At 73.1% G+C, this 13,837-nt stretch carries 11 protein-coding genes and 1 pseudogene; 1 reads left to right on the plus strand and 11 read right to left on the minus strand.

The annotated features are described in order from the left end of the window. Positions 1-138: 138 nt before the first annotated feature. The gene (locus ACZ7M7_RS07475; protein WP_472113685.1) at positions 139-1,128 is read right to left on the minus strand and encodes a LysR family transcriptional regulator; all 990 of its coding nucleotides are present in this window, start codon (positions 1,126-1,128) and stop codon (positions 139-141) included. Positions 1,129-1,229: 101 nt separating this feature from the next. Here ACZ7M7_RS07475 and ACZ7M7_RS07480 point away from each other — a divergent pair, with 101 nt between their 5' ends. Next, a complete protein-coding gene (locus ACZ7M7_RS07480) occupies positions 1,230-2,480 on the plus strand; it encodes an MFS transporter (protein ID WP_472113688.1) in 1,251 nt (416 codons plus the stop codon). Positions 2,481-3,043: 563 nt separating this feature from the next. Here ACZ7M7_RS07480 and ACZ7M7_RS07485 read toward each other — a convergent pair. The 10 genes and pseudogenes from ACZ7M7_RS07485 to ACZ7M7_RS07530 form a co-directional block, all read right to left on the minus strand. Then, the gene (locus ACZ7M7_RS07485) at positions 3,044-3,280 is read right to left on the minus strand and encodes an acyl-CoA carboxylase subunit epsilon (RefSeq protein ID WP_467484221.1); all 237 of its coding nucleotides are present in this window, start codon (positions 3,278-3,280) and stop codon (positions 3,044-3,046) included. Between the two features lie 8 nt (positions 3,281-3,288). Beyond that, the gene (locus ACZ7M7_RS07490; protein ID WP_472113691.1) at positions 3,289-4,902 is read right to left on the minus strand and encodes an acyl-CoA carboxylase subunit beta; all 1,614 of its coding nucleotides are present in this window, start codon (positions 4,900-4,902) and stop codon (positions 3,289-3,291) included. Continuing rightward, the gene (locus ACZ7M7_RS07495; protein WP_472113693.1) at positions 4,899-5,765 is read right to left on the minus strand and encodes a 4'-phosphopantetheinyl transferase family protein; all 867 of its coding nucleotides are present in this window, start codon (positions 5,763-5,765) and stop codon (positions 4,899-4,901) included. The genes ACZ7M7_RS07490 and ACZ7M7_RS07495 overlap by 4 nt, the downstream gene beginning before the upstream one ends. After that, positions 5,762-7,174: an MFS transporter gene (locus ACZ7M7_RS07500; protein ID WP_472113696.1), complete on the minus strand. Its 1,413-nt coding sequence runs from the start codon at positions 7,172-7,174 to the stop codon at positions 5,762-5,764. Before ACZ7M7_RS07500 ends, ACZ7M7_RS07495 begins: the two co-directional genes overlap by 4 nt. Further along, on the minus strand, positions 7,171-8,064 hold the full coding sequence (locus ACZ7M7_RS07505; protein ID WP_383608620.1) for an alpha/beta hydrolase: 894 nt from the start codon (positions 8,062-8,064) through the stop codon (positions 7,171-7,173). The genes ACZ7M7_RS07500 and ACZ7M7_RS07505 overlap by 4 nt, the downstream gene beginning before the upstream one ends. Positions 8,065-8,419: 355 nt before the next feature. Then, a pseudogene (locus ACZ7M7_RS07510) lies at positions 8,420-9,889 on the minus strand (FAD-dependent monooxygenase); the annotation flags it as partial. Positions 9,890-9,931: 42 nt separating this feature from the next. After that, a complete protein-coding gene (locus ACZ7M7_RS07515; RefSeq protein ID WP_472113698.1) occupies positions 9,932-11,461 on the minus strand; it encodes an FAD-dependent monooxygenase in 1,530 nt (509 codons plus the stop codon). 2 nt (positions 11,462-11,463) lie between these two features. After that, positions 11,464-12,414, minus strand: coding sequence for an aromatase/cyclase (locus ACZ7M7_RS07520; protein ID WP_472113700.1), 951 nt, complete (start codon positions 12,412-12,414; stop codon positions 11,464-11,466). A gap of 70 nt (positions 12,415-12,484) precedes the next feature. Continuing rightward, positions 12,485-13,273, minus strand: a complete 789-nt coding sequence (gene fabG, locus ACZ7M7_RS07525) for a 3-oxoacyl-ACP reductase FabG (protein ID WP_383608612.1) — start codon at positions 13,271-13,273, stop codon at positions 12,485-12,487. Positions 13,274-13,391: 118 nt separating this feature from the next. Further along, positions 13,392-13,667: an acyl carrier protein gene (locus ACZ7M7_RS07530; RefSeq protein WP_383608609.1), complete on the minus strand. Its 276-nt coding sequence runs from the start codon at positions 13,665-13,667 to the stop codon at positions 13,392-13,394. Between the last annotated feature and the right edge of the window lie 170 nt (positions 13,668-13,837).

The raw sequence follows: 13,837 nt of genomic DNA on the forward strand, positions 1-13,837 counted from the left end.
ATTACCAGCGCTCTTCACAAACTCTCCACGGAGGAAAGTGTTATGTGACCCAGCACATTGGCGAATAAGGGACATTGGCGTACAAGTGATGACGCTCACGTTCGGGCCGTCGGACGCTCACGCCAGCCCCTTAGACGCTCACGTCGGGCCGTTGGTTGTATACGCCCAAGATGCCGAGTCCACGTCCGAGACCCATCCACCGGCGGGCGGCTCCAACCACCCCTCCTCGGCCGCGAGCCGCGCCGCGGCGTGTCGCAGGGCGTCGAACGCGGGGTGCGCCAGGCCCTTTCGCCACACCAGCGACACCGGCGACAGGGGCACGGGGTCGGTCAGGGGGCGCAGCACGGTCCCGGGCATCGCCGGGAAGTCGACCACGGCGAGGACGGGGTGGCGCAGCTTGGCCATGATCCGCTGGAACTCCTCGTCGCCGACGGCGAGCGGCGCGGGCGGGGCGACCTCGATGCCCCGCCCGTCGAAGAGCCGGTGCGCGAGGTCGGTCCACTCCGGGGTACGGGGGTTGCCGGCACCGGCGTACACGGTCTCGCCGGCCAGCGCGGCCAGCGGCACCCGCTCGAGGTCGGCCAGCGGATGGTCCTCGGGCAGCACGATCGCCATCGGCTCGTAGCGGACCGGCTGATGGTCGAGGCCGGCCCGCAGCGCCGGGTCCAGTCCCGCGAACCGTCCGAAGGACGCGTCCAGCCGCCCCGCGACCAGCTCCGCGGCCGCCCCCGTCAGACCGCTCTCGTAGCGGGCCATCAGCTCGTGCTCGGGCGCGAGTTCCCGGGCCCGGTGCAGGACCCGGCGGCCGGTGGCCAGGCCCGGAGAGTTCAGGTCCACCAGCAGGGGCCGCGCCTGACCGAAGGCGGCGAGCAGATCGTCCTGGGCCTGGAGGGCACGGCGGGCGTGCGGCACCAGCCGCTCGCCGTCGGACGTCAGCGTGACGTGCCGGGTCGTCCGCACGAACAGTTCGGCGCCCAACTCCCGCTCCAGCCGCCGTACGTCCCGGCTCAGCGCCTGCTGGGCGACGTACAGACGGGCCGCGGCGCGCGTGAAGTGCAGCTCGTCCGCCACGGCGAGGAAGGCGCGCAGGAGGCGGGGATCGAGGTGGGCGGAGGCGGCAGCGGGCATGCGGGGAACCTACAGCCCGCGCGCGTCTCACAACACAGGTGCGTGAATCTGTCCCGAACAGGTGTTGGACCCCTTGATCCACTGCGGGCGACGGTGGAGCCATGCCGCAATCGCCCGCCACGAACGCCCCGGCCCCCTCCGCCGGTCACCCCTCTCGCCCGTACCGCCGGCTCTTCGCCCACCCCGGCACCCGCGCCTTCACCCTCGCCAATCTGGCCGCCCGCCTCCCCATGGGCATGTTCAGCGTGAGCGCGGTCGTGATGATCGCCGGTGCCCGGGGCTCGTACGCCCTCGCCGGCGCCGTCACCGCGACCGGCCTCGCGGCGACGGCGCTGGTCGCCCCCTGGACGGCGCGGCTCGTCGACCGGTACGGCCAGGCCCGGGTCGCCGTACCCGCCACGCTCTGCGCGGCGCTGGGCAGCCTCGCGCTCTTGCTGTGCGTGCGCTACGACGCCCCTGCCTGGACCCTCTTCGCCGCGTACGCCGCCACCGCGACGACCCCCAACACCGGCGGCATGTCCCGCGCCCGCTGGGCGCACCTGCTCAAGGGCGATCCCGAGGCCCTGCACACCGCGAACTCCTTCGAGCAGGCCGCGGACGAGCTGTGCTTCATGCTGGGCCCGGTGCTCGCGGCCTTCCTGTGCGGGAGGTTCTTCCCGGAGGCGGGGACGCTCGTCGGGGTGGTGCTCCTGGTGACGGGCGTGCTGGCGTTCGCGGCCCAGCGGTCGACGGAACCGCCGCCCTGGGCCCCCACCGCCGGGGCGGCCGGCACCTCGCTGTTCCGCGCGCCCGGGATGCCCTCGCTGCTGGCCGTCTGCCTCGCCATGGGTGCGGTGTTCGGGTCGACGGAGGTCGTCACGATCGCGTTCGCGGACGCCCAGGGCCACCGGACGGCGGCGGGTGCGGTGCTCGCGCTCCAGGCGGCGGGTTCCTGTGCGGCGGGTCTGCTGTACGGGCGGCTGCGGCTCTCCGGTCCCGCCGAGTACCGCTACGTGTGGTGCATAGCGGCGATGACCGCGCTGCTGACGCTGCCCCTGCTCGCCGCGTCCCTCACCGGCTCGCTCCCGCTGCTGTGCGTCGCGCTGCTGTTCGCCGGCATGGCCACGGCTCCAACCATGATCACCAACATGGCTCTGGTCCAGCGGCGCACCCCGGACGGCCGCCTCAACGAGGGCATGACCCTCGCGGTGACCGCGCTGCTCGGCGGCATCGCGTGCGGCAGCGCGACCGGCGGCTGGCTGGCGGAGCACCTCTCCCCCGCGGCGGCCTACGGCGTGCCGGTCACGGCGGCGGCCGCGGCACTGCTCATCGCCCTCGCGACAGGGGCCGTGGCTCGGCGCGCGGTCGCGTGAACAGTGGGTGATCGTGCTGCCGGGTGGGGGGCCGTTGTGCTGTACTTGGGTGCAGAAGGGCCCTCGCCCGGCCGTATGGACGGACGGTGGCCCGAGTTCAGCAATAGCCCGTCGGATGTCCCCAGGCCTTGTGGGGATATCCGGCTACCTGCTGCACCACCAATGAAAGTGGGCCCCGCCCGAAGCGGGAACTTCGAGCGAGGCCCGGCTCGGCAAGAGCCTGTCGGATGTCCCCAGTGGTTGTGGGGATATCCGGCTACTTGCTGCACCACCAGAGCACCCACCTCCTCGCGTGCCTCGCCGCTCGCTCCGGCAGAAGCCGGATCAGCCGCATGACGAAAGTCAGTTTCTGCTCCTCGTGACCGCCCATCCGGGGGCGTCCTCCCTTCGACGTGAGGCGGCCAGCCACGGTCCCGGAGCCGCTCTCGTCGGGCCGGGCCCCGACGAGGTGGGGCCCGGAATGAAGGGAGGACGCACCCATCGGGTGCGTCACGGGGGCAACCATACCGGCTACGGCGTGCTGTCGTGCGACAACGGACAGCGACGGAAGGCCAGTTGGTGCCTCAGCCGTGCCAGGCCCGCGGGCATGCGTAGGTGCGCAGGCGTTCCGGGCGGGTCCAGTGGGCCGTGGTGGGGCGTTGCGGGGCGGGGGCGTCAGGGGTGGCCAGACGCAGGGTCAGGACGGCTGTGAACGCCGCGAGTTCCTCGGGACTCGGCTCGCCGCGCAGGACCTTGAAGGACGTGGCGGCGAGCAGGTCGGAGGGCGACGGGCGCGTGCTCGGGGTCCGGGTCGTGGTCATGTGGGCTCCTACTGGGGCGGGTTGCCGTGCTTGCGGGTGGGCAGGGCCGCGGACTTGGTGGCGAGCATCGCCACGGCACGGCTGAGGATCAGCCGGGTCTCGCGGGGGTCGATCACGTCGTCGACGAGGCCGCGCTCGGCCGCGTAGTAGGGGTGGACGAGTTCGTCCTTGTACTCCGCGATCTTCTGGCGGCGCATCGCCTCGGGGTCGTCGGCGGCCGCGATCTCCCGGCGGAACACGACGTTCGCCGCGCCCTCCGCGCCCATCACGGCGATCTCGTTGGTGGGCCAGGCCAGGGCGACGTCGGCGCCGATGGAGCGGGAGTCCATGACGATGTAGGCGCCGCCGTAGGCCTTGCGCAGGACGACCGAGACGCGGGGCACGGTGGCGTTGCAGTACGCGTACAGGAGCTTCGCCCCGCGGCGGATGATGCCCTCGTGCTCCTGGTCGACCCCGGGCAGGAAGCCGGGCACGTCCACCAGGGTGATCAGCGGGATGTTGAACGCGTCGCAGAACTGCACGAACCGCGCGCCCTTCTCGCTCGCCCGGATGTCGAGCACGCCGGCCATGGAGGCGGGCTGGTTGGCGACGATGCCCACGACGTGGCCGTCGAGACGGGCCAACGCGCAGACGATGTTGGCGGCGAAGGCGGCGTGGACTTCCAAGTAGTCGCCGTCGTCGACGAGTTCCTCGATCACCTTGCGGATGTCGTAGGAGCGGTTGCCGTCCTCGGGGACCAGGTCGAGCAGTGTGTCGCCGGGGCGGTCCGCGGGGTCGTCGGTGGGGTGGGCGGGGGGCAGTTCGCGGTTGTTGGAGGGGAGCAGCGACAGGAGGTAGCGGACCTCTTCGAGGCAGGTGCGCTCGTCGTCGTAGACGAAGTGGGCCACTCCGGAGATGCCCCCGTGCACGTCGGCGCCGCCCAGGCCGTTCTGGGTGATCTCCTCGCCGGTCACCGCCTTGACCACGTCCGGGCCGGTGATGAACATCTGGGAGATGTCGCGTACGGCGAAGACGAAGTCGGTGAGGGCGGGCGAGTAGGCCGCGCCGCCCGCGCACGGGCCGAGCATCACGCTGATCTGCGGGATGACGCCGGACGCCTTGGTGTTGCGCTGGAAGATGCCGCCGTAGCCGGCGAGCGCGGAGACGCCCTCCTGGATGCGGGCGCCCGCGCCGTCGTTGAGGGAGACCAGGGGCGCGCCCGCCGCGATGGCCATGTCCATCAGCTTGTGGATCTTCTGGGCGTGGGCCTCGCCCAGGGCGCCGCCGAAGATGCGGAAGTCATGGGCGTAGACGAAGACCGTGCGGCCCTCCACCGTGCCCCAGCCGGTGACGACGCCGTCGGTGTACGGCCGCTTCGCCTCCAGGCCGAAGCCCTGGGCGCGGTGCCGGCGCAGGGCCTCGACCTCGGTGAACGAGCCGGGGTCGAGGAGGAGTTCGATGCGTTCGCGGGCGGTCAGCTTGCCCTTGGCGTGCTGGCGTTCGGTGGCCTTGGGGTCAGGGCCGTTGCGGGCGCGTTCCTTGATGGTCCGCAGCTCCGTGAGCCGGTCCGCCTCGGTGGCGTCCGGGGCGGTGTCGAGCACGGGAGCTTCGGGAGCTCGGGGGTCGGTGACGGTTACGGTCATGATGCCTGGGCCCTTTCCTTCCTGTTCCTGGTGTCGATGAGGGCGTGCGTCCGGACGGCGGACGGGTCGTGGGCGCGCAGCACTGTGCGCAGGGCCGGCTGGACGGCGGAGATCCGCAGGTCGGCGTCCCGGGTGTGGAGCCACTCGGCGGGCACCGGGTGCAGGGCGGCCCGCCAGTCCTTGTCGCCGGCCAGCGCCGCGGCGCCGACATGGCCGTCGCACAGGGGCATGTTGCGCACCGTCCAGCCGGTCGGGCGCCAGGACTCGGCGGCCTCGCCGAGGTAGTCGAGGTCGGCGGCGCGGGCGAGCCCGGTGCCGAGGCCCTTCAGATACGCCTCCTTGCGGGACCAAAGCCGCGCGAAGGCCGTCTGGCGCCGGTCGGCGGGGAGCCGGGTGATCTCCTGCCGCTCGGCCGGGTGCAGCAGGGGCAGACAGGCGTCGACGGTCTCCGGCGACGGCAGGGCCTGCACGTCGACGCCGACCCGGGTGCGGGCCACCGCGACCAGCGCCAGGCCGTGGCTGTGCGAGAGCGAGAATTCGGGGGCGCCCGGCAGATCGACCAGGACCGGCCGGCCGTGCCGTTCCCCGCACTCCTCGCACCACTCCCGGCCGAGGGGCAGGCTCCGGGGTGCGACGCCCGTGTAGAGCGACAGCACCCGGCGCAGGCCCACGTGGGCGGCGACGTACAACTGCCGGTCGCTCTGCCTGCGGTAGGCGGCGGCGCGGCGCCGCTCGTGCTCGTCGAGTTCGCCGTCCGGTACGTCGCGGGGCGAGGCGGGGGGCGGCAGCAGCCAGACGTGCAGGTCCGACGGGCCCAACTCCCGGGTGCCGCGTGGGGTGTTCGGTATGTGGGGGAGGTTCATGGGCGGCTCCCGGTGCCGGGCGTGGGTTCGGATGTGGGCTCGTCGGCGGTTGCTGGTCCGGTTTCGGGGTCGGTTGTGAGGTCCGTGGGGTGCGGGTGTTCCCGGGGCCGGTCGGCCGGGGTGGTGGCCGCGGCCCGTGCGTCGCTGCGGTCGGCCACCGCAGCGACGAGGGCGGCCGTCAGGGAGAGCAGGCCGCCCGCCCACAGCGCGGAACGGGTGCCGAGCTGCGAGGTGACGGCGCCGACGAACAGCGCGCCGAGCGGGGCGCTGCCTTGCAGGATCAGGGTGTAGAGGGCCATGACCCGGCCCCGGTAGGCGGGGTCGCTGCCCAACTGGACGCGGTGGTTGGCGGCTTGCGCGAAGTACAGGGAGGCGAAGCCGGTCGGTACCAGCAGGACCAGCGCCGTCGCCAGGTTCGGCGCCCACCCGGTGGCCGCCACGAGGGCGCCGAAGGCGCAGGCCCAGCCGATGACCAGGCGGGCCCGGGGGCGGTCCCGGCGCAGGGTGCCGGTGAAGGCGGCCAGCAGCGATCCGGCGGCGAGCGCCGCGGTGAGCAGGCCGAAGGCGGCGGCGTCGGTGTGGAAGACGGTACGGGCCATGAGCGGCAGGGTCAGCTGGAGGTTCAGGCCGAACAGCGACACCGCCGCGAGCAGGGCCAGCGTCGCCACCAGGTCGGGCCGGGACCGCAGATGGGCCAGCCCTTCGGTGACCCGGGCCGGGCCCGCCGCCGGGCGGTGCGGCCGGTGCAGTTCGCCGGGCCGCATGGCGCGCAGCCCGGCCACGGTCGCCGCATAGCTCGCCGCGTTGAGGAGCATCACGGTGCCGGTGCCGGCGGCCTCGATCAGCAGCCCGGCCAGTGACGGGCCCAGCACCCGCGCGATGTTGAAGTAAGCGCCGCTGAGCGCGGAGGCGTTGGGTACCAGGTCGGGTCCGACGAGTTCGGCGATGAACGACAGCCGGGCCGGGACCTCCACGGCGTTCGCGACGCCGAGGGCGAGTGCGAAGACGTAGACGTGCCACAGCTCGGCCGCGCCGCCGGTGACCAGCAGGCCGAGCAGCAGCGCCAGCACGCCGGAGACGACGTTGGCCCCGGTCAGCAGGGCCCGCTTGTCGTACCGGTCGGCGATACGGCCGCCGTAGAGCGTCAGCAGCAGCATCGGCGTGAACTGGAGCGCGGTGACCGTGGCAAGTGCCGTGCCGGAGTCGCCGGTCAGTTCGAGGACGAGCCAGTCCTGGGCGACGACCATCATCCAGGTGCCGGTGGCGGACGCGACCTGACCGCCGGCGAAGAGACGGAAGTTGCGTACGGTCAGGGAGCGCAGGCTGGTGGCGAGCAGTCGGCGGGGCGGTCGTCGGTGCTTGCGCGGCTTCCCGCGTGGTGTCTTGCGCGGTGTCCTGGCCGGGGTCATGGACCGTCCCGCTCCGGCAGGCCTTCCTCGAAGTACAGGCACTCCTCGAAGAAGGCCAGCGCGCGCAGGTGGTAGGCGCGGGCCGTGCGGCCCAGGCTGATGTTGTGCCCGGCGTCCGGCTGCCGGTCGACGACCACGCGCGGCGCGGCGCTCAGCCTCGTCCGCAGGTCGTCGAGGGCGTCGGCGTCGTGCCGCCACCACAGTTCGTGCTCGGCGAAGGTCAGACGTACGGGGACGCGTACGCGCGGGGCGAGCGCGTCGAAGACGTCCGGCCAGTCGGAGGCGGCCCGCAGCTCCAGTTCCGGGATGGGTTTCACGAAGGCGGCGCTGCGCTTGAAGGTGGCGGGCGGATAGAGGCCGAGCCGGCCCCAGTTGTGCTTCCAGCGGGCCCGGTCCGGGCCGGTGAGCAGTTCCGCGGAGCGCGGGGCGTAGCGGTGCCCGCAGCCGGAGATGTCCAGGCCCAGCAGCTCGGCGGGCGGGGCTTCGGCGGCCAGGGTGAGGGCGAGTTTGCCGCCGAAGGAGTGCGCCAGCAGGAACGTACCGATGCCGATGTCGTACTCGGCGTCGAAGTGGTCGAGCGCGGCCCGCAGGACGCGGGCCTGCCCGGCGAGGTCCAGGCCTTCGGGGAGCCCGGCGGCGGAGTCGCCGTAGCCGGGCCGGTCGACGGCGAGGACCGCGTACCCCAGATGCGCTCCCAACGCGCACAGGGAGGCGTCCGGTTGGGCCCCGCCGTCGAAGTACCCCGCGCTCATCCCGGCCCCGTGCAGCGCGACCACGGTGGCACGCGGCGGCGTGCTCTGCGGTGCGCTCAGCAGGGCCGACAGGGTGTGCCCGGCGGCGTCGAGCGTGATCCGCCGCACGCGCGGGCCGACCGACAGGGACGTGACCATCGTGCTACGCCACCTCCGGGGTGCCGAACCAGTGGTGCAGGGCGATGACGAGGGCCTCGATGCCGGTCGGGTCGTCGGCGAACGGCCAGTCGGCCTCGGGTGTCGTGGCCTCGGCGTCGGCGCCGCGAGAGGCGCCGGCGACGGGGCTGTCGGCAACCGTGGGGCCGGGGATGCGACCGCCGGCGGGCGAAGGACCGGAAGCGGGAGCGGCCACGGGACTGGAAGCAAGAACGTCCGCGGCCACGACGCCCGAGGCAGGAGTGTCCGCGGCCACCGGACCGGAGACACGGCCGTCGGCGGTCACGGGGCCGGAGGCGGGGGCGCCGACGGTGGCCGGCCGGCGCCGCGTGGAGGCTTCGGTGCTCTCGCCTACGGCCGCCCAGGCCACATGGCCGTCGGGGCGGACCAGCAGGGCCGTCGCGCCGGCGAAGACGCCGAAGTGCTCGGGGGTGGCCGTGACGACGGTGATCCGGTCGGCCCAGGTGGCCGCGGCCTCGCGGACGGTGGCGTCGTCGGTCAGGTCGAGCAGGACGCCGCGGGCCGGGTGCAGCAGGGCGGTCGTGGTGGTCCGGGTGCCGTCTGCCAGGTGGAGCGGGCGCGGGGGCAGGCGGCGGCCGACGAGGGGGTGAGTGCCGGGGCCGAGGTCGTAGGTGATGTCGAGGTGGCTGACGACGCCGGCCAGTCGGCGGCGGACGTCCTCCAGCTCCATCAGCTCGCCGAACACCTTGCGCACCGGGTCGGCCTCGGCGCCGCCGAGGAAGATCATGCCCTGCGCACGGGTGTTCATCAGCAGCCGGGCGCCGACGGGGTGCCGTTCGTCGTGGTAGCTGTCGAGGAAGGCGTCCGGCAGCTCCCCGCGGATCACGGCGGCCAGCTTCCAGCCGAGGTTGACCGCGTCCTGCACGCCCGTGCTGAGCCCCTGTCCCCCGGCCGGGAGATGGACGTGCGCGGCGTCCCCGGCGAGCAGCACCCGGCCCCTGCGGTAGGCGGAGACCTGGCGGGTGGCGTCCGTGAAGGAGCTGACCCAGTCGGCGCCGCCACCGGCCAGCGACTCGCCGGTGATGCGCTCCCAGGCGGCCGCGACCTCGTCGAACTCCACCTCCTCCGGGCGGTCCCCGGCCGGCGTGCCGTCCTCGCACACGATGATCCGGTCGACGCCCGGCGCCAGCGGCGCGGCCATCACCATGCCGTTGTCCAGCCGCTCCCCCAGGAAGCGGGGCCGGATCTCGCAACCGGTGACGTCGGCCAGGTACATCCGGCGGGTGGCCGCGAGCCCGGGGAAGTCGAACCCGGCCGCCTTGCGCACGACGCTCTGCCCGCCGTCGCAGCCCACCAGGTACGCCCCGCGCACCCGCTGTTCGCCCTCGGGCGTGACCGCCACGATCTCGACGCCGTCGCCGTCCTCGGCCAGCTTGGCCAGTTCCCAGCCGCGCCGTATGTCCGCGCCCAGTTCGGCCGCCCATTCCTCCAGGACGGCCTCCGTCTGCGACTGCGGGACGCCCCGCGCGCCGAAGTGGGCGTCCTCCAGGACGGTGTAGTCGAACTGCACCCCGCCGAAGTGGCCCATCGGGCTCTTCTCCAGCGCGCCGAACCGCGGCAGCAGCCCGCGCTGGTCGAACACCTCCATCGCGCGGGCCGTGAACCCCAGCCCCCGGGACTGCCCGGTCGGCCGTGCCAGCTTCTCCACGACGACGACCCGGGCGCCGCCCAGGCGTAGCTCCCCGGCCAGCATGAGGCCGGTCGGCCCGGCGCCGACGACGATCACGTCCGTCACATCCGTGTCCACAGCGCTTCCCTCTCTGAACCTGAATTGAGATGATTTCATCCGAATTGCCAATACTGTGGTGTCCGGTGTCGCGTCTTCCGGTCACAGCCCGGGATCGGGCCGTCCGAACCAGTGGCGGATCGCCGCCGACGCCGCCCACGGGTCGTCCCCCGCCCAGGCGACATGGCCGTCGGGACGGACCAGCAGCCCGTCGGCCCCGTGCAGCGGCTCCGCCGCACCCGGTCGTACCGCCACCGGAGTGACACGGTCGGACCAGACCTTGCCGAGCCAGCGCAGCTCGGCCCGGGCGGAGTCGGCGACCAGCAGCAGTCCGCGTCCGTCGCGCAGTGCTTCGGCGACGCCGACCGGGCCGTCCGGCGTCGGCAGCGTGCCGAGCGGGAGCCGGGCGCCGAGCAGGGGGTGGGTGCCGCCGCCCGTGGGGTAGCGGATGTCGAGCCCGGTGATCATCGACGCGAGGTGGTCCCGCGTGGGCCCCGCGGCGATGAGCTCGCCGAGCAGGGTGCGCGCCGCTTCCACCTCCGGCCCGCCGAGCAGCAGCAGCGCCTGGGCCCTGATGTTGGCGAGCACCCGGCTCCCGACCGCGTGCCGCTCGTCGTGGTAGGTGTCGAGCAGCCCCGCCGGGACCCGGCCGCAGGCCACCGCGGCCAGCTTCCAGCCCAGGTTGGCCGCGTCCTGGAGGCCGAGGTTGAGCGCCTGGCCGCCGCTCGGCATCTGACGGTGGGCGGCGTCCCCGGCGAACAGCACCCGCCCGTGCCGATACCGCTCCAGCTGCTGGTTGGCGTCGCCGAAGGCGTTGAGCCACACCGGACGTCCGCCGCTCAGGTCCTCGCCGGTGACGCTTCGCCATACGTCCACGACCTCCGCGAATTCCGGCGGTCCCGTCCGCGGCCGGGCGGGCCGTCCGAAGGCGTGCACCATCACCCGCGTGACGCCGCCGGGTATCCGGGCCGCGATGGCCAGCCCGTGCTCCCGGCGCTCGAAACGCCGGTTCGGGATGTCGATCCCGGCGATGTCCGCGCGCAGCAGTTCGCGTCCGGCGGGGGTGCCGGGGAAGGCCGCCCCGGTCAGCCGCCGCACGATGCTGTCCTCGCCGTCACAGGCGACGACGTACGCCGCCCGCAGCAGGCGTACGCCGTCCGGGGTGTCGGCCATGACCTCCACGTACCCGTCCTCCTGGACGAGTTCGCGCACCTCCCAGCCCCGCCGGACGTCGGCGCCGAGGGCGCCGGCCCAGTCCTGGAGCAGTTCCTCGGTCCTGGTCTGGGGCACCTTCCACTGGCCCGAGTACGGGCCGGGCATGGTCAGGTCCATCGGTACGCCGCCGAAGTGGCCGCGCGGCTCCCGCGGCGGGTCGCCGAGCGCGTCCAGGAGCCCACGGCAGTCGAAGAGTTCCGCCGTGCGGGCGTGCAGCGTCGAGGCCCGGGACTCAGTGGTGGGGGTGCGCAGCCGTTCCAGTACGACCACGTCGGCGCCGCCGAGGCGGAGCTCGCCGGCGAGGAAGAGGCCGACGGGGCCCGCGCCGACCACAATGACCCGGGTGGCCGGGGAGGGGTCGTCGCCCGTGGCCCGGGAGGTGTGGTCCGCCGTGGCCCGGGAGGTGTCGTCGGCCATGGTCAGCGGCTCTTCTCCGCGTGGTCCCTGGCGTGGCCCAGCGTGGCGCGGCTGTTGGTGCTCAGGGCGCCCTGGACGTACTCGCGGGCGTCCTCGACGGTCGCGTCGGCGCCGAGGATCCGCTCGATGTTGTCCGGGTTGAGCACGACCGTGTGCTGCGAGGTGGCGGCGACCCCGCGCGGGTACTCCTCGAACGTCCACAGGCCCGTGTGCAGCGTCATCAGGGCCGGCAGGGTGACCTGCTTGTAGGCGATCGCGCGGTGCGGGAAGGTCACCCGGTACGACTTGGTGGTGTGCGTCGAGCCGTCCTTCGCCCTGGTGTCCATCTCCAGCACCTGGAGGCCGGGTGTGGGCTCCTCGAAGCCGACGCGGGCCACGTGCGGGAGCCGGTCCACCCAGAGGTGGGCCTCGTTGATGAAGTCGTAGACGTCCTTGGCGGCGCCCTCGATGAGCACCGTGTCCTCGAACGAGAAGGTCAGCTCGCGGGTGGCGTGGGCCCGCTCGACGTTCTCCTTCAGCGCGGCCAGCTCCGAGCGGGAGTTGCGGTCGACGGCCTCGTCGATCCAGGCGAGGCCCTCGGGGTCGTCGTCGACGGCGCGGTAGTCGTGCAGCAGGCGTACCAGTGAGTCGCCGCCCGGCAGTTCCTCGATCACCCAGGCGCCGCCCATCGCGGCGACCGGGGGCGCGGAGACCTCCTGGCGGAAGGTGATCCGGCGGTTCTCGGGGTCCAGGGTGCGGCGCGAGGTCCAGCTCTTGGGGGCGCCGTTGGCGGTGGCCCAGATGCGGATGCGCTCCTCGCGCTCGCCCTTCTCCAGGTGGTCCACGTAGATGGTGGGCGGGAAGATCCGGGGCCAGTTCTCCACCTCCGCGATCAGCCGGTAGACGGCGTCGGCGGGGGCCGAGACGGTGATCTCGTGCGCCACCTCGCGGGTTGTCTCTTCCGTCGTGGTCACGTCCTCGTCCTCATCTTCCTGTGTTGGTCCGGCAGGCGGGCGTCGGTGTCGGCGTCAGGAGCCGGCGGGATCAGAAGTTGCCCAGGCCGCCGCAGACGTTGATCGCCTGAGCGGTGACGGAGGCGGCGGTGTCGGAGGCGAGGTAGCCGACCATCCCGGCGACCTCCTCCGGCGTGGAGTAGCGGCCGAGCGGGATCTTGGCCTGGAACTTCTCGAGGATCGCGTCCTCGGAGGTGTCGTAGGCGGCGGCGTAGCCCTGGCGGACGCGCTGGGCCATGGGGGTCTCGACGTAGCCCGGGCACACGGCGTTGACGGTGATGCCGGTCGGGGCGAGTTCGTTGCCGAGGGCCTTGGTGAAGCCGACGACTCCGTGCTTGGAGGCGGAGTAGGGGGCGCCGAGGACGACGCCCTGCTTGCCGGCGGTGGACGCGATGTTGATGACCCGGCCCCAGCTGCGGCCGCGCATGCCGCCGGTGTTGAGCACCTCGCGGGTCATCCGGAAGACGCTGTTGAGGTTGGTGTCGATGACGTCGTCCCACAACTCGTCCGCGATGTCGGCGGTCACTCCGCCACCGCTGCGGCCGGCGTTGTTGACGAGGACGTCGACGGCTCCGAAGCGGTCGACGGCCGCCTGCACGAAGGCCTGGACGGCATCCGCCGAACGGACGTCCACGGCGGCGCCGTCCGCCTCCAAGCCCTCCTCCTGGAGCTGCTTGACCGTCGCGGCCACGTTGTCGGCGTCACGCGCCCCGATGAACACGCGGTGCCCGGCGGCGCCCAGCTGCCGGGCGGCGGCCAGGCCTATGCCACTGGTGGCTCCGGTGATCAGCGCGACGCGCTGCGTCTGGTGCTGCGGCATGCTTTTCCAACTCCCTTGGGTGGCGCACTACGAGGACTGTGGGGGGGCGCCGCCGCCGGCTGACATGCTGGATGCGCCGGCGGCGGCGAGATCGCGAAATGTCGGGTACGACGAGACGTCAGGCGGCGGCCTGGGTTCCGTCGCCCAACTGGGTGTTGACCGCATCGATCAGGGCGCGCGGCGTGTTGCTCTCCGACAGGACGTCGTCGTCCAGGACGATCCCGTACTCCCGCTCGATCCGTCCGCCGGTCTCGAGCAGCGCCAGCGACTCGTAGCCGAGGTGCTCGAAGTCCGCGTCGAGGATGTCGCCGTCAAGATCGACACTCTCCTCGGCGCCGGCGCCCTCGATGAGGATGCGCTTGAGGTCGTCGAGGGTGAACTGCTGCGGTTCCACGTGGGGTTCCTTTCGGGTACGTGTTGGTGGTCCGTGCTTGGTGGCCCGGGTGGGTGGCCTGGTGGTCCGGTGGCTGCTGGTGGGTGGGCGGTGACCGGGTGGTTGGGGTCGCCGTTCGAAGGCCGGGGGCCGAGGCCTGGTGGCCTTGATCGGCAGCCCCTGCCCGGAGG

The organism is Streptomyces sp. NPDC111606 (genome assembly GCF_055656945.1).

What these genes read in the sequence shown, in the direction of transcription:
- ACZ7M7_RS07475 (WP_472113685.1), bottom strand. Translation starts at nt 1,128, where the DNA reads ATGCCCGCTGCCGCCTCCGCCCACCTCGATCCCCGCCTCCTGCGCGCC.
- ACZ7M7_RS07480 (WP_472113688.1), top strand. Translation starts at nt 1,230, where the DNA reads ATGCCGCAATCGCCCGCCACGAACGCCCCGGCCCCCTCCGCCGGTCAC.
- ACZ7M7_RS07485 (WP_467484221.1), bottom strand. Translation starts at nt 3,280, where the DNA reads ATGACCACGACCCGGACCCCGAGCACGCGCCCGTCGCCCTCCGACCTG.
- ACZ7M7_RS07490 (WP_472113691.1), bottom strand. Translation starts at nt 4,902, where the DNA reads ATGACCGTAACCGTCACCGACCCCCGAGCTCCCGAAGCTCCCGTGCTC.
- ACZ7M7_RS07495 (WP_472113693.1), bottom strand. Translation starts at nt 5,765, where the DNA reads ATGAACCTCCCCCACATACCGAACACCCCACGCGGCACCCGGGAGTTG.
- ACZ7M7_RS07500 (WP_472113696.1), bottom strand. Translation starts at nt 7,174, where the DNA reads ATGACCCCGGCCAGGACACCGCGCAAGACACCACGCGGGAAGCCGCGC.
- ACZ7M7_RS07505 (WP_383608620.1), bottom strand. Translation starts at nt 8,064, where the DNA reads ATGGTCACGTCCCTGTCGGTCGGCCCGCGCGTGCGGCGGATCACGCTC.
- ACZ7M7_RS07515 (WP_472113698.1), bottom strand. Translation starts at nt 11,461, where the DNA reads ATGGCCGACGACACCTCCCGGGCCACGGCGGACCACACCTCCCGGGCC.
- fabG (WP_383608612.1), bottom strand. Translation starts at nt 13,273, where the DNA reads ATGCCGCAGCACCAGACGCAGCGCGTCGCGCTGATCACCGGAGCCACC.